Origin of the sequence: Streptomyces sp. NPDC056144, assembly GCF_042264145.1 — a bacterium.
Lineage (GTDB): Bacteria > Actinomycetota > Actinomycetes > Streptomycetales > Streptomycetaceae > Streptomyces.
In genome coordinates this window covers 506276-525223 of sequence record NZ_JBHJVF010000001.1, presented here as the reverse complement: position 1 = coordinate 525223, position 18948 = coordinate 506276, and the positions used below count along the sequence as shown (strand labels likewise).

The window sequence follows — 18948 nt, the reverse complement described above, 5'->3', positions numbered from 1 at the left end:
CCGAATTTTGGTCTGGACCAACGGAGTGGTCAAGTCCTTGACCATCTCCTTCCGACCCGAGATCGGGCAGGATCTTCACTCCGTGATCACTCCGTCATCACGGAGTGATGACGCGGTCACCCTCGGCCCCCGTCCTGTCGCGCGCCGAACAGCCCTGGGGCACGGTGGAAGGACGTACCGAGAGGAGTCCGGCCCCCATGTCGAATCACACCTATCGCGTCACCGAGATCGTCGGCACGTCCCACGAAGGCGTCGACCAGGCCATCCGCAACGGCATCGACCGCGCCGCGCAGACCTTGCGCGGCCTTGACTGGTTCGAGGTCACGCAGGTCCGCGGGCACATCGTCGACGGTGCCATCGAGCACTACCAGGTCGGGCTGAAGGTGGGCTTCCGCCTGGAGGACGAGGGCTGACCGGACGGCGTCCCGCCGCAGAGAGGGCCGGCCGTCAGGTCCGGCCCTCCTCCGGGTCCGGGCCCTCCTGTCATCAGGTCCGGCCCTCCTTCTCCTGCGCGTCCCGCAGCGTCTCCGAGGGCGTCGCCCACCGGGCCCGTACGACCCGGAATCCGGCCGCCTCCGCCGCGTCGCAGACGAGCAGGTCGTCGTCCACCAGCATCCGGACCTCGCGGTCGGCGCCGAGCCGCCGCAGGACCTCGACCTTCGTCACCCGCGCCGGCCGGAAGTCCCGGTGCCCCCGCATGTGGATCGTGCCCTCCGGCAGCCCCTGCGCGGTGAGCCAGGCCACGGTGTCCCGGCGGCAGCGCTCCGGCCGCCCGGTCAGATAGACGATCTCGCACTCCTCGGCGGCCTCGCGGCACAGCTCGACGCCCTCCGCGAGGGGCGGGTCGGCGGGGGCCGCGGCGAAGAAGGCGCCCCAGTCCTTGGGCCGCCCCTCCAGGAAGTGCTGCCGGTGGGCGGTCCCGGCGAGGGTGTTGTCCAGGTCGAAGACGGCCAGGGGCCGGTGGTCGCGCGTCACGGGGCCAGCCTAGGAGCAGGCACCGACAGAACCCGGCGAATCCTCATCTAAAATGCACTGCGGCCTCGGGCTGCGACCCGCCGCCCCGCGCGGCAGGTGCGGAACGGCCGGCCCACCCCGAGTCCCGGGGGAATCGCGTGACCGCCGACGTACGTCCTGCGTGCGTCCCGGTGGTGCGGGAAGCCCAGCTCACCCGCTCGCGAACAGAAGACCCCCAGGGAGAAGTGAGGTATGCCGGTGATCTGCGTCGGAGGCATGATCGGGATCGGCAAGACGAGCGTGGCGGAGCTCCTCGCGAAGGAGCTCGGCAGCGACGTCTTCTACGAGAGCGTCGACGACAACCCGATCCTCCCGCTCTTCTACTCGGCGAGCCCCGAGGAGATCGAGGCCAAGCGCTACCCCTTCCTGCTCCAGCTGTACTTCCTCCAGACGCGCTTCGCCGCGATCAAGGAGGCGTACAAGCAGGGTGACAACGTCCTCGACCGGTCCATCTACGAGGACTGGTACTTCGCCAAGGTCAACCACGACCTCGGCCGGATCAGCTCGCTCGAGATGCAGGTGTACGAGGGTCTGCTCGACGAGATGATGCGCGAGATCGACGGCCTGCCGTACCGCAAGGCGCCCGACCTCATGGTCTACCTCAAGGCGGACTTCGAAACGGTCATGTACCGGATCGGGCTCCGGGGCCGTGACTTCGAGCAGGACGAGAACCTCGTCGCGTACTACCGGACGCTGTGGTCCGGCTACGACGACTGGGTGCACAAGCACTACTCGGCCAGCGAGGTCCTCGTCGTGGACATGAACAACACGGACGTCGTGAACAACCCCGAGGACGCGGCCCGCGTGGCCCGGCAGGTGAAGGACGCCCTGGCGGCGGCCCGCGCCACGCTCTGACCTACGCGAAATCCGCCGGTGTCCGTCTTTCGACGGGCACCGGCGGACCGTTTCACCTGACTGTTACTGGGTCTTCGTCGAGAGGGTCACTCCGCTGAAGTCCTGCGCACCGGCGAGGCTGAAGTACACCCAGCCGGACGGCGGGTTGTCGATCGTCAGCGTCTCGCCGTTGCCGGCGTTGGTGGACTTCGCCTGGTAGGCGGAGGTGGTGGCCCAGGCGGAGCCGCCGTAGTACAGGTCGGCGTTCCCGGTGCCGCCGGTGGCGGTCAGCTTCAGCTGCTTGACGCCGGCCGGCAGGTACACGAAGTGGTAGCTGTAGTTGCCCGCGCCGGCGGCGAGGCCCTCACGGCGGCAGTTCTGGTCGAACTGGCGCGTGTCGGGGAGGGTGCAGAGCGGGGCGGTCTCGGCCGGGACGTCGGTCGGGGCGTCCGGCAGGGTGCCGCAGTCGTTCGTCGCGCAGTCGGTGGCGAGCCAGTTGGCGAAGTCGGCGTCGTAGCGGGTGCCGATGGTCGTCTTCAGGATCGTGCGGGCGCCGTTCCAGTCACCCGAGCGGTACTTGCCGAGGACGGCCTGGATGTCGGCGGGGTGCTTCTGGAGCATGTAGCGGACCGCGAGCCAGCCCCAGCGGTAGACGCGGGTGGAGTTGACGTTCGGGTCGGCCTCCTGGCCGTAGACGGTGTCGAAGAGCTCGCTCAGCTTGTACGTGTTCTTCGCGGCCTCGGTGATGGCGCCGTCGTTGCGCTCGCCCTTGTAGCCGTACGAGATGTTCTCGGCGATGCCCTCCACCCACCAGATGGTGGGGGTGACCATGCCGGCCTCGAAGTCGCCGTACATGTTGTAGCGGCCGTCGAGGTAGTGGGTGTACTCGTGGTTGAGGTTCCAGATCTCGAACGTCGGGCGGATCCAGCTGGCCTCGTGGGCGATGAAGCGGGCCTGGTTGCCGGGGACGGCCGGGTTGCCCTCCTCGTACATGCCGCCGTTGTCGACGTCGATGTTGTAGATGGCCCAGGCGTACAGCGCGTACTGGGTGTAGTCGTCGAAGGCGACGACCTCCAGGTTGGTGTTCACGTCGCCGGCGATGGCGCCCTTGTCACCGATGATCCGGTGGAAGTAGGCGTCCTGGTTGATCAGGCTGGTGCAGGTGGTCGCCAGCTGGCCGGGGGACATGTCCTGGGCGCGGATCTTGATGCCGTCGTTGCAGACGTGCTGGGTCGGCAGGACCTGCGGGAGGACGCGGTCGCCGAGGTCGCAGATGGCGTAGGCGGCGCAGTTGCCCCGGTCGAACTGGCGGGTGGCCCAGCCGAGGTTCATGGTGATCGGCGCGGTGGGGCCGACGTTCGGGTACCGGTTGATGATGTCCTTGAGCAGGGGGCGCAGGCGCTCCTTCAGCTCGGGGACGTCGAGGGCGTAGCCGAGGAAGCGGCCGACGTTGCTGACGACGTCGTCGCGGTTGAGCGCGGCGCCGTTGCGGGTGATGAAGCCGGCCCAGGTGTCGAGGATGGCGGGGTCGGCCTTGAGGGCGGCGCGGAAGCCGCGGGCGTCGTTCTTGGCGGCGAAGGCGTTGTCGACGACCCACTCGACGTGCTGCATGGAGAGGTTCATCTGGCCGGGCCACGAGGAGACGTAGCTGCCGAGCAGCCACTTCAGGACGCCCGCGTACCGGCCGGCCGTCTCGGTGCTGTCGATCAGCGTGACGACCTCGTTGAGGATCGCGCCGTTGGCGTCGGTGACGTCCTTGCTGCGCGGGGAGGCGAAGTAGGCGTCGAGGGCGCCCTTGGCGGCGCCGTCGAGGGCGGTGCCGTAGTCGCCGACGGTGGCGGCGTTGTTGTCCTGCACGTAGTAGCCGGCGCGCAGGAAGAGGACCAGCTGGCCGATCTGGTTGCTGTTGGTGCCGTTGTACGTGGCGGACGCGTCGCGCAGGGCGTTGGCGACGGTCACCATCTTGTCCTCGCGGAAGGCGTTCCGCGCGTCCGTGCCGGTGAGGCCGAACAGGGGGTAGGTACAGGTGATCTGCGGGAGCGTCTTGAGCGCCGTGATGAGAGCGGTGCCCGTGTTGTTGATGACGCCCGAGAGGTCGTTGCACGGGTCCCCGGCCGCGGCCGAGAGCAGCTTGCCCGACTTGCTCGTCTTGCCCGTCGTGGCGGTCGAGACGCCGGTGGGCGCGGGGCGCGGGCCGGTCTCCTCGCCGGTCTCCTGCGAGGAGAGACGGAAGCGCGGGTTGGCGCTGATGGCGTGCGGCGACTTCGGAACGGGGATCGCCCGCGTGGCCTCGGCGCCGGCGGCGGCCCGAGCCGTGTCACCGGTGGTGGCGGTGGCGGCCTGGCTGTACGGCGCGAACAGGCCGAGGGTCATGACGACCGCCGCGCCGAGCACGGGGATGGTCCGCGCGCTCTTCGATATCCGGTAGGGATGCATCTGTGGGGGCCTCCGGGGCCTTGTGTGGGTTGCCACGCGCTGGGACACACGGGCAGCTGGCACGTGACGTGTAAAATTTCACATGTCGCATTGTTCTGGAAGACTTCTGGCCACATTTGTTGATCGCCGAGACGAAAAAGTTGCCGAAGCGGCGGCCCCGCCCGACGCCCCCCGCCGCCCTGACGCGCCGCCACCCCCGTTCCCACCAGGGAAAACAGCCCCCGCTTGGCTAAAATCGGCGCATGCACGCCAGCCCCCACGATCCGTACGTCCGCGTCCGCGGTGCCCGCGAGCACAACCTCGACGGAGTGGACGTCGACATCCCACGGGACGCGCTCGTCGCCTTCACCGGCGTCTCCGGCTCCGGGAAGTCCTCACTCGCCTTCGGGACGATCTACGCGGAGGCGCAGCGCCGGTACTTCGAGTCGGTCGCGCCGTACGCCCGCCGTCTGATCCACCAGGTGGGGGCCCCTGCCGTCGGCGACATCAGCGGACTGCCACCGGCGGTCTCCCTGGAACAGCGCCGGTCCACGCCGAACGCCCGCTCCTCCGTGGGAACGGTGACGACACTCTCCAACTCTCTGCGGATGCTCTTCTCGCGCGCCGGGACGTACCCGGAGGGCGCGCCCCGCCTCGACTCCGACGCCTTCTCCCCCAACACGGCCGCCGGGGCCTGCCCCTCCTGCCACGGGATCGGCCGGGTCCACGACACGAGCGAGGAACTCCTCGTCCCCGACCCGGACCTGTCGATCCGCGAGGGCGCCATCGCCGCCTGGCCGGGCGCCTGGCAGGGGAAGAACCTGCGGGACGTCCTCGACACGCTCGGGTACGACGTCGACCGGCCGTGGCGCGAGCTCGCCGCGAAGGACCGCGAGTGGATCCTCTTCACCGACGAGCAGCCCGTCGTCACGGTCCACCCGGTACGGGAAGCAGGGCGGATCCAACGCCCTTACCAGGGTACGTACATGAGCGCCCGGCGCTACGTCCTGCGCACCTTCGCGGACTCGAAGAGCACCACCCTGCGCGCGAAGGCCGAACGCTTCCTGACCAGCGCGCCCTGCCCGGTGTGCGGCGGCAGCCGGCTCCGCCCCGAGGCGCTCGCGGTGACCTTCGCGGGGCACACCATCGCCGAACTCGCCGCGCGACCGCTGACCGTGCTCGCCGGCCTGCTCCAGGCGGAACACGGCACCGAGACGGCACGGGTGCTCACCGAGGACCTCGTCGAGCGGATCGCCACCGTCACCGAACTCGGCCTCGGCTACCTCAGCCTCGACCGCGCGACCCCGACCCTGTCCAACGGCGAACTCCAGCGGCTCCGCCTCGCCACCCAGCTCCGCTCGGGGCTCTTCGGCGTCGTATACGTCCTCGACGAGCCGTCCGCCGGTCTGCACCCGGCGGACACCGAGGCGCTGCTCGTGGTCCTCGACCGCCTCAAGGCGGCCGGGAACTCGGTCTTCGTCGTCGAGCACCACCTCGACGTCGTCCGGCACGCCGACTGGATCGTGGACGTCGGCCCGCGCGCCGGGGTGCACGGCGGACGGGTCCTGCACAGCGGCCCGCCCGAGGAGCTGGCGGCGGTCGAGGCCTCGGCGACCCGGCGCTTCCTCTTCGACCGGGAGCCCGCGCCCGCCCGTGAGGTCCGCGCCCCGGCCGGCTGGCTGCGGACGGGACCGGTGACCCGGCACAACCTGCGCGCGGTCGACGCGGCCTTCCCGGTCGGCGTGCTCACCGCCGTGACGGGCGTGTCCGGCTCGGGCAAGTCGACGCTCGTGAGCGCGCTCACCGGGGAAGTGGAGGGAGTGGGACGGATGGTGACGGTCGATCAGCGGCCCATCGGCCGCACACCGCGCTCCAACCTCGCCACGTACACCGGACTCTTCGACGTCGTCCGCAAGCTGTTCACGGAGACGGAGGAGGCGAAGGCGCGCGGCTACAAGGCGGGCCGGTTCTCCTTCAACGTGACCGGGGGCCGGTGCGAGACCTGCCAGGGCGAAGGCTTCGTCTCCGTCGAGCTGCTCTTCCTGCCGAGCACGTACGCGCCCTGCCCCGACTGCCACGGCGCCCGCTACAACCCCGAGACCCTGGAGGTACGCCTCCGGGGCCTCACCATCGCCGAAGTCCTCGACCTGACGGTCGAGTCGGCGGCCGAGTTCTTCGCCTCCGTTCCGGCCGCGTCCCGTTCCCTCCGCACCCTCCTCGACGTCGGTCTCGGCTACCTCCGCCTCGGCCAGCCGGCCACCGAACTCTCCGGCGGCGAGGCGCAGCGCATCAAGCTCGCCTCCGAACTCCAGCGCCCGCGCCGGGCCCACACCCTCTACGTCCTCGACGAGCCGACCACCGGCCTCCACCCCGCCGACGTCGAAGTCCTGATGCGCCAGCTCCACGGCCTCGTCGACGCCGGCCACTCCGTCATCGTCGTGGAACACGACATGGACGTCGTCGCCACCGCCGACTGGGTCCTCGACCTCGGCCCCGGCGGCGGCGACGAGGGCGGCCGGGTCGTGGCCGCCGGGCCGCCCGCCGAAGTGGCCGCTTCCCCCACAAGCCGGACGGCGCCCTACCTGGCCAGGGCGCTCGCCGACTGACCCGGGTACGCTCACCCGCACACACGGCCGGGGGGACGGGGACGAGAGTGGCACTGCGGGACAGCGATCCGCGCGTGATCGGCGGATACGTGCTCCTCGACCGGCTCGGCGCGGGCGGCATGGGCACGGTCTTCCTCGCGACGGCCGAGTCCGGGCGGCCGGTCGCGCTCAAGGTCGTCCACGAACAGTTCGCCGCCGACCCGGAGTTCCGTACGCGCTTCCGCCAGGAGGTACGGGCCGCCCGCCGGGTCAGTGGAGCGTTCACCGCGCCGGTCGTCGACGCGGACCCGGAGGCGGAGCGGCCGTGGATGGCGACGACGTACGTCCCCGGACGCACGCTCCGGGACCGCGTCGAGTCGGAAGGCCCCCTGTCCGGGGCGGAGTTGCGACTCCTCGCGGTCGGCCTCGTCGAGGCGCTGCGGGACATGCACCAGGTGCGGGTCATCCACCGCGACCTCAAGCCCGACAACGTCCTCCTGACGGAGGACGGCCCCCGGGTCATCGACTTCGGCATCTCCCGGGCCGCCGACCACCAGACGATGACGGTCACGGGCCGCATCCTGGGCACGCCCCCGTTCATGTCCCCCGAACAGCTGTCGGCCCCGCACCGGGTGACGGCGGCGTCGGACGTCTTCTCGCTGGGCGCGGTGCTGGTGTACGCGACGACGGGCCACGGCCCGTTCGACGCGGGGAGCCCGTACATGACGGCGTACAACGTGGTCCACGAACCGGCGGAGGTCGCGGAACTCTCGGGCACGGTACGGGAGATCGTGCAGTGGTGCCTGGCGAAGGAGGCGGGGGAACGGCCGGGGCCGGAGGATCTGTTGTCGGCGTTCCGTCGGGCCCCGGAGGAGGAGTGGGGCACGCGCCCTGTGCTCCTGCCTGTGCAGCCCGCTCCCCCGGCCGCCACGGAGGTCGTCCCGCTCCCGGCACGCCGGCGCGCCCGCCGACGACCCGTCCTCGTCGCGCTGGCGACGGCGGTCGCGCTGCTCGCGGGGACAGGAGCGTACGCGTGGTGGCCGGACGGCCGGTCCTCGGGCGGCGGTGGCGCGCGCCCGTCCGCCACACCGTCGGCTCCGCCCGCGGGGAAGATGCCGGACGCCTCCGTGCTGGCGGCGGCCACCCCGTACAGTCCTGTGTACGGGGGCGATCCCGGCTTGACGAACGCGTATGCCGACTCCCCCGCACGGCGGCCCAAGGGCTGGCGGGCCTGGTCTCTGGACACCGGCCTCGGTCAGTGTGTGTTCGTCGAAGCGTCCCTGGTCTGCGTCGAACCCGACGTCTTCGAGACCGAGAAGCGGGTGGTCCGGATCGACGCCGCTACGGGGCGCACGATCTGGTCGGTCCCGACGACCGTCAAGGACGACCACGCGCCCGCAGTCCTCGGGAAGAGGATCGTGGTCTCCACACCGGACGGGCTCCGGGCGCTCGCGCTGTCCGACGGCCACGAGCTCTGGGAGCGGACGGGCGGGAGCGCGATCGCCCGGATCACGGCGGTCGGTGACGCGATCTACGGATCGACCTTCGACGGAGCGGTCGTGGCGGTCGACGCCGCCACGGGCGGTACGCGGTGGCGCCGACGGAGCGTCACCGAGGACATCGCGTACCCCCGCGTGCGGGTTTCGGGCGGCCAGGTACATGTCCTCGCGATGTCCGGAGGGGAGACATCGGCGAATCTCGTCGTAAGCCTGGGGATCAAGGGCGGCGCGAGCGTCAGGACGACGAACCTGGCGGAACAGTGTGAACCCTGGGAGCTGACGGTCACACCCGCGCGGCCGCCGGCGAAGGAGGTGTCGTACCTCTGCCGCGCGTCCCGCTTCCAGGCGTTCATCCACCAAGAGGCCGGCACCCGGAGCGCCGTCCAGTACGGAAACGGACTGGGCCTCGCCGCCGCCACCGTCTCCGACGTCGGCACGTACGGCGTGACCGGCGAAGAGACCCCCGAGTATGCGTTCGTCGGTCTCGTCGGTGGCTTCCCCGCCTGGCGGCTCGCCTTGAACCTGCAGTGCGAGGGACACAACCCGCCGCCCGTGGTCACGGGACAGCGAGCCTACGTGGTCTGCGGCTCTGCCGGAGTCGTCATCGACCTCGTCCGGCACGTCGTGGTGAACCGCTTCACGCTGCCCGGCGGCTTCCCCAAGAAGAGCGACGCCGAGGTCGGCATCCTCGTGGCCGGCGGCATCCTCTACGTACAGACCGAGAAGGGCTGGACCTCGCTCGACCCCTACGCCACCCCGGCGTGACGGAGACCCCTACCCCTTCACCTTCCTCCGCGCCCGCAGCCACTCCCTGTTCATCGACGTGATCGACGTCAGCGGAATCCCCTTCGGGCACGCCGTCGCGCACTCCCCCGTCAGCGTGCAGCCGCCGAAGCCCTCCGCGTCCATCTGGGCGACCATGTCGAGGACCCGGGTCTCGCGTTCCGGGGAGCCCTGGGGCAGGACGTTCAGGTGGTTGATCTTGGCGGAGGTGAAGAGCATCGCCGAGCCGTTGGGGCAGGCCGCCACGCACGCCCCGCAGCCGATGCACTCGGCGTGTTCGAAGGCCGTGTCGGCGTCGGGCTTCGGGACGGGGGTCGCGTGGGCCTCGGGGGCCGAGCCGGTGGGGGCGCTGATGTAGCCGCCGGACTGGATGACGCGGTCGAAGGAGGAGCGGTCGACGACGAGGTCCTTGACGACGGGGAAGGCCGCCGCCCGCCAGGGCTCGACGTCGATGGTGTCGCCGTCGCGGAAGGAGCGCATGTGGAGCTGGCAGGTCGTCGTCCGCTCCGGTCCGTGCGCGTCGCCGTTGATGACGAGGCTGCACGCGCCGCAGATGCCCTCGCGGCAGTCGTGGTCGAAGGCGACGGGGTCCTCGCCGCGCAGGATGAGTTCTTCGTTGAGGGTGTCGAGCATCTCCAGGAAGGACATGTCGGCGGAGATGCCGTCCACGTCGTACGTGGACATCGCGCCGGGGGTGTCGGCGTTCCGCTGGCGCCAGACGCGCAGGGTGAGCTTCATGCGTAGCTCCGCTGGGTGGGGTGGACGTACTCGAAGGCGAGGTCCTCCTTGTGGAGGACGGGTGCGGCGCCGGGCGACGTGAACTGCCAGGCCGCCGCGTAGGAGAACTCCTCGTCGCGGCGGGCGGCTTCGCCGTCCGGCGTCTGGGACTCCTCGCGGAAGTGGCCGCCGCAGGACTCGGCGCGGTGGAGCGCGTCGAGGCACATGAGCTCGGCGAGTTCCAGGTAGTCGACGATGCGGTTGGCCTTCTCCAGGGACTGGTTGAACTCCTGTCCGCTGCCCGGGATCCTGACGCGGCGCCAGAACTCCTCGCGGATCTGCGGGATGCGGGCGAGGGCCTTGCGCAGCCCTTCCTCGGTGCGGGCCATGCCGCAGAACTCCCACATGAGTTCGCCGAGTTCGCGGTGGAAGGAGTCGGGGGTGCGGTCGCCGTCGACGGCGAGGAGGAGGCTGAGGCGGTCCTCGGTCTCTGCGAGGACCTCCCGCACGGCCGGGTGGTCGTCGGTGACGGGTTCGGCGCCCGGGTGGCGGGCGAGGTAGTCGTTGATGGTGGCGGGGAGGACGAAGTAGCCGTCGGCGAGGCCCTGCATGAGGGCGGAGGCGCCGAGCCGGTTGGCGCCGTGGTCGGAGAAGTTGGCCTCGCCGATCGCGAAGAGGCCGGGGACGGTGGTCTGGAGGTCGTAGTCGACCCAGAGTCCGCCCATCGTGTAGTGCACGGCGGGGTAGATCCGCATGGGGACCTCGTACGGGTTCTCGGCGGTGATCCGCTCGTACATGTCGAAGAGGTTGCCGTACTTCTCCTCGACGGCGGCCCGGCCCATGCGCCGGATGGCGTCGGTGAAGTCCAGGTAGACACCCTGGCCGCCGGGGCCGACGCCCCGGCCCTCGTCGCAGACGTTCTTCGCGGCGCGGGAGGCGATGTCGCGGGGGACGAGGTTGCCGAAGGAGGGGTAGATCCGCTCCAGGTAGTAGTCGCGCTCGTCCTCGGGGATGTCGGCGGCGGGGCGGGTGTCGCCCTTCGCCTTGGGGACCCAGATGCGGCCGTCGTTGCGGAGCGACTCGCTCATCAGCGTCAGCTTGGACTGGTGGTCGCCGGTGCGCGGGATGCAGGTGGGGTGGATCTGGGTGAAGCAGGGGTTGGCGAAGTACGCGCCGCGCCGGTGGGCGCGCCAGACGGCGGTGGCGTTGGAGTTCATCGCGTTGGTGGAGAGGTAGAAGACGTTGCCGTAGCCGCCGCTGGCGAGGACGACGGCGTCGGCGTAGTGCGCGGTGATCTCGCCGGTGATCAGGTCGCGGGCGACGATGCCCCGGGCCCGGCCGTCGACCACGATGAGGTCGAGCATCTCCGTACGGGCGTGCATCTCGACGTTTCCGGCGGCGATCTGGCGCGAGAGGGCCTGGTAGGCGCCGAGGAGGAGCTGCTGTCCCGTCTGGCCGCGCGCGTAGAAGGTGCGGGAGACCTGGACGCCACCGAAGGAGCGGGTGTCGAGGAGGCCGCCGTACTCGCGGGCGAACGGGACGCCCTGGGCGACGCACTGGTCGATGATCTCGACGGAGATCTGCGCGAGGCGGTGGACGTTGGACTCGCGGGCCCGGAAGTCGCCGCCCTTGACGGTGTCGTAGAAGAGGCGGTGGATGGAGTCGCCGTCGTTGCGGTAGTTCTTGGCGGCGTTGATGCCGCCCTGCGCGGCGATGGAGTGGGCGCGGCGCGGGGAGTCCTGGAAGCAGAACTGGACGACGTGGTAGCCCTGTTCGGCGAGGGTGGCGCCGGCGGAGCCGCCGGCGAGGCCGGTGCCGACGACGATGATCCGGTGCTTGCGGCGGTTGGCGGGGTTGACCAGCTTGGCCTCGAAGCGGCGGGTGTCCCAGCGGTCGGCGATGGGGCCGGCGGGTGCCTTGGTGTCGGCGATCGGTTCGCCCACCTGGTACTCGGCATAGCTCATGTCAGCTCACCACTCCGGTCATGACGGCGACGGGGACGGAGACGAAGCCCGCCGTCAGGGCGACGGCGAGGGTGTTGGCGAGGGCCTTCAGGAGGCGCTCGCGGCGGGCGCTGCCGACGCCGAGGGTCTGGGCGGCGCTCCAGAAGCCGTGGCGGACGTGGAGGCCGACGGCGAGCATGGCGACGATGTAGATGACGTTGCCGTACCAGGTGGAGAAGGTGTCCACGACGTTCTGGTAGGGCTTGCCCTCCTCGAAGCCGCCGGGGTGGACGGTGCCGGTGGTGAGGTCGAGGACGTGCCAGACGATGAAGAGAGCGAGGATGATCCCGCCCCAGCGCATGGTGCGGGTGGCGTAGGAGGCCCGCTTGCGGCGGTGGACGTAGGCGACGGGCCGGGCCTTCACGTCGCGCCGGGTCAGCTGGTACGCGGAGACGGCGTGGGCGACGACGGCGGCGAGGAGCACGATCCGGACGAGCCAGAGCGCCCACTCGTGGTGGAGGAGGGGCGCGCCCATGACCCGGAGCCAGTGGGCGTATCCGTTGAACTCCTCGGGGCCGAAGAAGACCTTGAGATTGCCGACGACGTGGGCCACGAGGTAGCCGAGCATGATCAGCCCGCTCACCGCCATGACCGTCTTCTTGCCGAGGGTCGAGGAGAGGAATCCGCGTGACGGTGCGGGGGTGGGCGGGCGGCGCGCCGCCCGGTCCCCAGGGGGTGCCAGAGCCATGCCCTCGACGCTAGAGCCGAAGGCCCCGAGTGGTCCAAGACATGGTCTGGCTGATCTCGATAGGCACATCCTATCCACGTATCCTAGGCTGGCCTCATGCAGTTCCAGCAGCTCCTGTACTTCGTCGCCGTCGCCGAGACCCGCCACTTCACCCGGGCCGCCGAGCGCGTCCACGTCTCGCAGCCCTCGCTCTCGCAGCAGATCAAGGCGCTGGAAGGGGAGTTGGGGGCGGAACTGTTCAGCCGGGCCCGGGGGAACATCACGCTCACCGACGCGGGCGAGGCGCTGCTCCCGCTGGCGCGGCGGATCCTCGCCGACACGGAGACGGCCCGCCTGGAGGTCCAGGAGCTCGCGCAGCTGAAGCGGGGCCGGGTGCGGCTGGGCGCGACGCCGAGCCTCTGCACGGGGCTGCTGCCCGACGTGCTGCGCGCCTTCCACGACCTGCACCCGGGGATCCAGCTCCTCATCGAGGAGGGCGGCTCGCACGACCTCGTACGGGAGCTGGCGCGCGGCGCGCTCGACCTGGCGCTCGTGGTCCTGCCGCTGCCGACCCCGTCACCGGCGCTGACCACGGTCGAGCTGCTCCGGGAGGACCTGGTGGTGGTCTCCGCCGCCTCGGCGCCCGCGCCGAACCGCCCGGTACGGATCAAGGACCTGCGGGACCAGCCCCTCGTGATGTTCCGGCACGGCTACGACCTGCGGGAACTGACGGTCGCGGCCTGCCGGGCGGAGGGCTTCGAGCCGACTTTCACGGTGGAGGGCGGGGAGCTCGACGCGGTGCTCGGTTTCGTCCGGGCGGGCCTCGGGCTCGCGGTCGTCCCGGCGATGGTGGCGGCGCGGGCGGGCCGCGACCTACGGGTGACGGCACTCGCCCGGCCGGGCCTGCGACGCACGATCGCCCTGGCCCACCGCAGCGACGTGGCCCCACCCCGCGCGGCCCGCGAGCTCCAGAGGCTCCTGATGGCCTCCCGTCGGGACGCCTGACCTCTCCCCTGCGGGGCCGCACGGATCGGGGCGACGACCACCCCTGCCCCGCGGGTCGTCCGGACCGGGTGGTCGTCCGGACCGGGTCGACGGCCGCCGTACCCCGGCGCGGAGGCCCGAGCGCCTCCGCGCCGGTCTCAGACCGCGTCCGCCAGCACCAGCGAGTGGATGCGGTCCGGGGCGCCCGGGCGGGCGTAGTACCAGCCCTGGGCCGTGTCGCAGCCCAGGTCGCGGAGTTGGCGTGCCTGGGCCGCCGTCTCCACGCCCTCGACGGTGACCGCGAGTTCCAGGCTGTGCGCGAGCGAGACGATCCCTTCGACGATCTTGATGTCGACCGGGTCCACGGGGTGCTGCTGCATGCCGCGGGTGAAGGACCGGTCGAGCTTGAGGACGCTGACCGGGAGCCGGCGCAGGTTGGACAGGTTCGAGTAGCCGGTGCCGAAGTCGTCGAGCGCGATGTCGACGCCCATCTCGGCGAGCTGGCGCAGCGGCTTGAGCAGGTCCTCGTCGGCGCCGATCAGGGCCGACTCGGTCACCTCCAGGCAGAGCGCCCCCGGTTCGAGGCCCGACCGCTCCAGGACGTCGACGGTGTCGGCGACCAGCCGCGGGTGGTGCAGCTGGGTCGGCGAGAGGTTGACGTTGATGCGCAGCGGGCCGCCGTCGGAGTGCCGCGCCTGCCAGAAGCGGGCCTGGCGCACGGCCTCCTGGAGCACCCAGCGCCCGAGCGGCACGATGAGGCCGGTGTCCTCGGCGAGCGGGATGAACCGGTCGGGCCCGAGCACCCCGTGCTGCGGGTGGCACCACCGTACGAGCGCCTCGGCGCCGTGCACGCTGCCGTCGTCGAGGTGGACGAGCGGCTGGTACTCGATGAAGAACTCGCCGCGTTCGAGGGCCGCCGGCAGCGAGGTCGTCAGACCGTGGCGGGTGATCGCGCGGGCGTCCGCCTCGGCGTCGGCGACCTCGAAGCGGTTGCCGCCCGCCGACTTGGCCCGGTACATGGTGATGTCGGCGCTGCGCAGCACCTCGGCCGGGGTCCGCTCCCCCGCCGGCCCCTCGACGACGCCGAGGCTGCCGCGCACGGTCAGTTCGCGGCCGTCCACGCGGATCGGGGCGGCGAGCGAGCCGAGGATGCGCTCGGCGAGCTCGGTGACCTCCCGCTCGCCGCTCGTGCCCGTGGTGAGCGCGACGAACTCGTCGCCGCCGAGCCGGGCGACCATCTCGCCGGGTCCGGTGACGGAGGTCTGGAGCCGGTCGGCGACCTCGACGAGCAGCCGGTCGCCGGTGGCGTGGCCGAGGCTGTCGTTGATCACCTTGAAGCCGTCGAGGTCGAGGTAGCAGAGGCCGAAGCGGCCGTTGTCGCCGGGCGCGAGCGCCTTCTCCAGGCGCTCGAAGAACAGGGTCCGGTTCGGCAGGCCGGTGAGGGCGTCGTGCGTGGCCTCGTACCGCAGGCGCAGGTGGAGCAGCCGCCGTTCGGTGGTGTCCTCCATGAGCGCCAGCTGGTACTGGGGCCGGCCCTCGGCGTCGCGGAGCAGCGAGACGGTGAGATTGGTCCACAGGACCGTGCCGTCGCCGCGGTAGTACGGCTTCTCGACGCGGTAGTGCTCGCGCTCGCCGCGGACGAGTTCCTCGTACAGCTTCCAGACGTGCGGGCCGTCCTCGGGGTGGACCCACTCGCTCACGTTCCGGCCGCGCACGTGCCCCTCGACGCCGCCGAACATGCGGGTGAGGGTCTCGTTGACCTCCAGGACGTTGCCGTCGAGGTCGGCGATGCCGATGCCGATCGCCGCGCCGTCGAAGACCGCGCGGAAGCGGCTCTCGGTGGCGTGGAGGGCGGCCTCGGCGAGGCTGCGGGCGTTCAGCGCCGAGCGGGCGATGGCCTCCTGCTCGGAGCGGGTGCGCTCGCGCAGGGCCCCCGCGTAGCCCGCCGCCATGGCGTGCTGGAGCCGGGCGCACCGGGCGTGGAGCTCCTCGGCCGCCAGGTCCGACTCCGTACCGCAGTACAGGACGAGGTACGAGTCGACCACGCCGAGGCTGCGGCCGAGGGCGTCCGGGTCGGTGCAGTGGGCGTCGACGAGGGCGGCGCCCGCGCGCTGGGCCGGGGCCGTGTCGAAGGGCCGGGCGTGCAGCGCGTCGCACAGGAGGCGGGCCGGCGGCAGCAGGTGCCCCTCGAACTCGGCGCGGGTGAGCGAGGTGGCCGTCACGGGGAAGATCGCGCGGCTCCAGATGGTGACGAACCGCCGGAGTCTGTCCTCGGGCCCGTCGGTCTCGGCGACGGCGCCGGTCGGCTGCGAGGGGACCTTCACGCCTTGCGCCCCACACCGGCGAACCCGGAGAAGGCGTACGGATCCTCCTCCTCGACCGGGGTCTCCGGACGCCAGGCCGCCATGGGCACGAGCCCGGGGTCGACCAGGTCGGTGCCCTCGAAGAACCGGGCGATCTCCGGACCCGAGCGCATCACCAGCGGGTTGCGGATGTTCCGGTAGACGCCGACGGCGCCGCCGGACTGCTCCTGGGTGAGCGGGATGCCCTCGTAGGAGGCGTGGGTGAGGATGACGAGGCTGCCGGGCGCAAGCGCGTCGACCAGTTCGGCGACGGCCTCGCCGGGCCGGTCCTCGTCCTCCAGGAAGTGCAGGACGGCGACGAGCATCAGGGCCACCGGCCGGTCGAGGTCGAGGAGGCCGGCCACCTCGGGGCTGCCGAGGATGTCGGCGGGCTTGCGCAGGTCGGCGTTGACGACGGCGGCGGTGTCGTCACCTTCCAGGACGGCGCGGCTGTGGGCGACGGCGACCGGGTCGTGGTCGACGTAGACGACCCGCGAGGCGGGGTCGGCGGCACGGGCGACCTCGTGCACGTTGCCGAAGGTGGGGATGCCGGAACCTATGTCCAGGAACTGGGTGACGTCGTTGTCAACGGCGAAGCGCACGGCGCGCCGCATGAAGGCTCGGTTCGCCTGCATGATCTTCGGCAGGCCCGGCATGAACTCCATGGCCTTGCGCGCGGCTTCCCGGTCCACCTCGAAATTGTGCGATCCGCCCAAATAGAAGTCGTACATACGGGACACGCTCGGCACCGAAATGTCGATACCCGGCGGAGCCCAGGCGGGACGCTCCATCAATGTCTCCAACACGTCGCATGGGGGGACGCGGCCAGGTGTTCGCGGCCGGTGTTCGAGGTGAGGCTACTGATCGCCCGCCGAGAGAGCGAGGGGAAACGGAAATTGGCGGTCCGTTCTTGGTCACACGTCAATGGCACGTGCGCGTGGAACGAAGAGATCACGCCTTCAGGCCGTGCACATTCACGTGCATATGAGCGTGCGTCGGATTCCGTGGAGCCCGCGCCCGGCGGCGGCGAGTCCGTCAGGTCCCTTGCACACCTCGGCCGTTGCGGGAAACGGAACGGCAGCCGCCAGGAGCGGGCGTCCTGTTGAACTCCGTACGGCAGGTCGACAACCGGACAAGTCTTCGCACGAGGCCCTTGGAGGGCCCTGTCGGCCACACGTCCGGAAACACCGTACGCGGCAATACGGGCATTGCGCCGAATCCGTCTCCGGCCCGAGGCGAAACGTCAAACCAACGCGATCGAAGATCCCCTCCATCCGGCGAATCCGTCGCGTTTCCGCCCCGGCGCGCCGTATCGGTGTTCAAGCTCGTCGGCGTGTCTCTGTACGGATCACTCCTCGCGCGGCCACTGGCGGCCCTCGGACTGGTGTGGCTGCTCGCCGCACCGGTGCCGGCCGCCGCTGACGCCTGCGCCTACGTTTCCGACGACCTTGGAGGTTCACACATCGCCGTGGCGTACGCCGGAAGCGGTCGCGAAGACCACGGCGACGGCAAGGACGGTGACCGGGGTCGGGACAAGGGCCAGGGCCAGGGCCAGGGCCAGGGCCACGACAAGGGCAAGGGCCACGAGAAGGGCAAGGGAAAGGGCCACGGCAAGCACCACCATCACCACCACCCGAACCCCTGCACTCCCAAGCCCAAGCCCGAGCCCACACCCGAGCCGAAGCCCACGCCCCCGTGCCCGACGCCGACCCCCACGCCCACACCGACTCCCCCGCCGAAGCCGACCCCGACCCCGACCCCCACGCCCACACCGACGCCGCCCCCACCCCCGCCGCCACCGCCCACCCCGAAGCCGACCCCACCGGCCACCACGCCACCGCCACCGCGGCCGGCCCCGCCGAAGCCCGCGCCCCCCACCACGCCGCCGCCGAAGCCCGCCGCCGTCCCTCCGGCGCCGCCGCCTCCGCCCCCGCCGCCGGCTCCCACCCCGAGCCCGACTCCGACCCCGGAGCCGACCGTGAAGCCGCGCCCTCCGGCCCCCACGCCCGTGGCGCTGCCGCACTACCGCCCCACCGTCCGCGCCGAGCCGAAGAGCGGCGGTTCCGTCGTCACCGCGACGCTGATGATCACCGCCCCCGCCGTGCTCGCGACCGCGATCCTGCGCCCCCGCTCGAAGTAGCCGGGGACGGACCGCCCCATGTCCCGCTGAACCCCGTCGGAGAATCCGAGAACTCCCATGTCCGAATGGCTTGTCCTGTCCCTGGCGATGGCCGCAGCCTGCGCCGTCGTCCTGACCATCGTCGTCATCAACCACCGCCGCATCCCGGTGGACGACGACCCGAGTGAGACCCCCGACGTCATCGAGTACATGACGATGATGATCGGCGTGATCTACGCGATCGTCCTCGGCCTCGCCATCGCCGGCGTCTGGGAGGCCCGCGGGGCCGCCCAGGAGACCGTGCGCCAGGAGGCCCAGGCGATGCACGAGATCTCGGCCCGTGCCGAGGTCTATCCGCAGGCCGTCCGCGAGCGCATCCGCGCCGACGTGGACGCGTACGTCTCCTACGTGGTCCACGACGAGTGGACCCACATGTCCGAGGAGGGCGAGCTCAGCGACGAGGGCACCGCGCTCCTGGAGAAGGTGCGCCGGAGCGTCACCGACTACGAGCCCGCCGACGACTTCGAGGGGCAGGCGTACCAGCCGCTCGTCGACCAGGTCGCCGCGGCCGACGACGCCCGCGGGGCGCGCGGGCAGAGCGCCGGGGCGACCATGCCGGGGGTGGTGTGGTTCGGCCTCATCATCGGCGCGCTCGTGACCGTCGGCCTGATCTTCACGCTCCAGATCCGCAGGACGGGAAGGGAGTTGCTGCTCGCCGGGCTCTTCAGCGTGCTGATCGCCTTCCTCCTCTTCCTCATCTGGGACTTCGACGCGCCCTTCGGACGAGGCATCTCGGCCACCGCCACGCCGTTCACCGATCTGTTCCCGCAGGTCAACGAGTAGGCAGGGGGGTTCCAGTGGGCCGCACGGGGGACATGGGTGCCCCATTCGCACGTCTGGGATCGCGGCCGTGATAGTGCGCTCCTAGCGTTTCGGACATCGAGGTGCACGCAGGCCCTTCGCGGAAATCCCGTTTCGCGGCTGCC

15 protein-coding genes are annotated in these 18948 nt (G+C 71.2%); 7 read left to right on the top strand and 8 right to left on the bottom strand.

Annotation, left to right across the window (positions count from 1 at the left end; all coding sequences use genetic code 11):
- The first annotated feature begins 197 nt into the window (after window positions 1-197).
- Window positions 198-413: a dodecin gene (locus ACFC0Z_RS02260; RefSeq protein ID WP_376431818.1), complete on the top strand. Its 216-nt coding sequence runs from the start codon at window positions 198-200 to the stop codon at window positions 411-413.
- Between the two features lie 73 nt (window positions 414-486).
- On the opposite strand, the gene ACFC0Z_RS02255 is transcribed toward ACFC0Z_RS02260, so the two are convergent.
- The gene (locus tag ACFC0Z_RS02255) at window positions 487-975 is read right to left on the bottom strand and encodes a hypothetical protein (protein ID WP_376431816.1); all 489 of its coding nucleotides are present in this window, start codon (window positions 973-975) and stop codon (window positions 487-489) included.
- A 231-nt stretch (window positions 976-1206) separates the two neighbouring features.
- Here ACFC0Z_RS02255 and ACFC0Z_RS02250 point away from each other — a divergent pair, with 231 nt between their 5' ends.
- Window positions 1207-1869, top strand: a complete 663-nt coding sequence (locus ACFC0Z_RS02250; protein ID WP_376431814.1) for a deoxynucleoside kinase — start codon at window positions 1207-1209, stop codon at window positions 1867-1869.
- A 63-nt stretch (window positions 1870-1932) separates the two neighbouring features.
- Here the strand turns inward: ACFC0Z_RS02250 and ACFC0Z_RS02245 are convergent, their stop codons facing one another.
- A complete protein-coding gene (locus ACFC0Z_RS02245; RefSeq protein WP_376431812.1) occupies window positions 1933-4284 on the bottom strand; it encodes a collagenase in 2352 nt (783 codons plus the stop codon).
- Window positions 4285-4526: 242 nt separating this feature from the next.
- On the opposite strand from ACFC0Z_RS02245, the gene ACFC0Z_RS02240 reads away from it, so the two are divergent.
- Both ACFC0Z_RS02240 and ACFC0Z_RS02235 read left to right on the top strand, forming a co-directional pair.
- A complete protein-coding gene (locus ACFC0Z_RS02240; RefSeq protein WP_376431811.1) occupies window positions 4527-6869 on the top strand; it encodes an ATP-binding cassette domain-containing protein in 2343 nt (780 codons plus the stop codon).
- Between the two features lie 47 nt (window positions 6870-6916).
- Window positions 6917-9112: a protein kinase gene (locus ACFC0Z_RS02235; protein WP_376431809.1), complete on the top strand. Its 2196-nt coding sequence runs from the start codon at window positions 6917-6919 to the stop codon at window positions 9110-9112.
- A 9-nt stretch (window positions 9113-9121) separates the two neighbouring features.
- On the opposite strand, the gene ACFC0Z_RS02230 is transcribed toward ACFC0Z_RS02235, so the two are convergent.
- The 3 genes from ACFC0Z_RS02230 to ACFC0Z_RS02220 are packed head-to-tail and all read right to left on the bottom strand — an operon-like array spanning window position 9122 to window position 12538.
- Window positions 9122-9868: a succinate dehydrogenase/fumarate reductase iron-sulfur subunit gene (locus tag ACFC0Z_RS02230; RefSeq protein WP_376431807.1), complete on the bottom strand. Its 747-nt coding sequence runs from the start codon at window positions 9866-9868 to the stop codon at window positions 9122-9124.
- Window positions 9865-11811, bottom strand: coding sequence for a fumarate reductase/succinate dehydrogenase flavoprotein subunit (locus tag ACFC0Z_RS02225; protein WP_376431805.1), 1947 nt, complete (start codon window positions 11809-11811; stop codon window positions 9865-9867). Before ACFC0Z_RS02225 ends, ACFC0Z_RS02230 begins: the two co-directional genes overlap by 4 nt.
- Window position 11812: 1 nt before the next feature.
- On the bottom strand, window positions 11813-12538 hold the full coding sequence (locus tag ACFC0Z_RS02220; protein ID WP_376431803.1) for a succinate dehydrogenase: 726 nt from the start codon (window positions 12536-12538) through the stop codon (window positions 11813-11815).
- Window positions 12539-12634: 96 nt separating this feature from the next.
- On the opposite strand from ACFC0Z_RS02220, the gene ACFC0Z_RS02215 reads away from it, so the two are divergent.
- Window positions 12635-13522 (top strand): LysR family transcriptional regulator, encoded by an 888-nt coding sequence (locus ACFC0Z_RS02215; protein WP_376431801.1) that lies wholly within the window; start codon window positions 12635-12637, stop codon window positions 13520-13522.
- A 137-nt stretch (window positions 13523-13659) separates the two neighbouring features.
- On the opposite strand, the gene ACFC0Z_RS02210 is transcribed toward ACFC0Z_RS02215, so the two are convergent.
- From ACFC0Z_RS02210 to ACFC0Z_RS02200, 3 genes are all read right to left on the bottom strand, one after another.
- Window positions 13660-15825 (bottom strand): putative bifunctional diguanylate cyclase/phosphodiesterase, encoded by a 2166-nt coding sequence (locus ACFC0Z_RS02210; protein WP_376431799.1) that lies wholly within the window; start codon window positions 15823-15825, stop codon window positions 13660-13662.
- A complete protein-coding gene (locus tag ACFC0Z_RS02205; protein ID WP_376431797.1) occupies window positions 15822-16634 on the bottom strand; it encodes an SAM-dependent methyltransferase in 813 nt (270 codons plus the stop codon). Before ACFC0Z_RS02205 ends, ACFC0Z_RS02210 begins: the two co-directional genes overlap by 4 nt.
- A 665-nt stretch (window positions 16635-17299) precedes the next feature.
- Window positions 17300-17476 carry a hypothetical protein gene (locus ACFC0Z_RS02200; protein WP_376431795.1) on the bottom strand — a complete coding sequence of 59 codons (177 nt, stop codon included), beginning with the start codon at window positions 17474-17476 and terminating at the stop codon, window positions 17300-17302.
- A 345-nt stretch (window positions 17477-17821) separates the two neighbouring features.
- Here ACFC0Z_RS02200 and ACFC0Z_RS02195 point away from each other — a divergent pair, with 345 nt between their 5' ends.
- Both ACFC0Z_RS02195 and ACFC0Z_RS02190 read left to right on the top strand, forming a co-directional pair.
- The gene (locus ACFC0Z_RS02195) at window positions 17822-17983 is read left to right on the top strand and encodes a hypothetical protein (RefSeq protein ID WP_376431793.1); all 162 of its coding nucleotides are present in this window, start codon (window positions 17822-17824) and stop codon (window positions 17981-17983) included.
- 57 nt (window positions 17984-18040) lie between these two features.
- On the top strand, window positions 18041-18805 hold the full coding sequence (locus ACFC0Z_RS02190; RefSeq protein WP_376431791.1) for a hypothetical protein: 765 nt from the start codon (window positions 18041-18043) through the stop codon (window positions 18803-18805).
- Window positions 18806-18948 lie beyond the last annotated feature (143 nt).

Coding starts and splice junctions, on each gene's coding strand:
- ACFC0Z_RS02260 (WP_376431818.1), top strand. CDS start 198: ATGTCGAATCACACCTATCGCGTCACCGAGATCGTCGGCACGTCCCAC.
- ACFC0Z_RS02230 (WP_376431807.1), bottom strand. CDS start 9,868: ATGAAGCTCACCCTGCGCGTCTGGCGCCAGCGGAACGCCGACACCCCC.
- ACFC0Z_RS02215 (WP_376431801.1), top strand. CDS start 12,635: ATGCAGTTCCAGCAGCTCCTGTACTTCGTCGCCGTCGCCGAGACCCGC.
- ACFC0Z_RS02245 (WP_376431812.1), bottom strand. CDS start 4,284: ATGCATCCCTACCGGATATCGAAGAGCGCGCGGACCATCCCCGTGCTC.
- ACFC0Z_RS02225 (WP_376431805.1), bottom strand. CDS start 11,811: ATGAGCTATGCCGAGTACCAGGTGGGCGAACCGATCGCCGACACCAAG.
- ACFC0Z_RS02190 (WP_376431791.1), top strand. CDS start 18,041: ATGTCCGAATGGCTTGTCCTGTCCCTGGCGATGGCCGCAGCCTGCGCC.
- ACFC0Z_RS02220 (WP_376431803.1), bottom strand. CDS start 12,538: ATGGCTCTGGCACCCCCTGGGGACCGGGCGGCGCGCCGCCCGCCCACC.
- ACFC0Z_RS02205 (WP_376431797.1), bottom strand. CDS start 16,634: ATGGAGCGTCCCGCCTGGGCTCCGCCGGGTATCGACATTTCGGTGCCG.
- ACFC0Z_RS02240 (WP_376431811.1), top strand. CDS start 4,527: ATGCACGCCAGCCCCCACGATCCGTACGTCCGCGTCCGCGGTGCCCGC.
- ACFC0Z_RS02250 (WP_376431814.1), top strand. CDS start 1,207: ATGCCGGTGATCTGCGTCGGAGGCATGATCGGGATCGGCAAGACGAGC.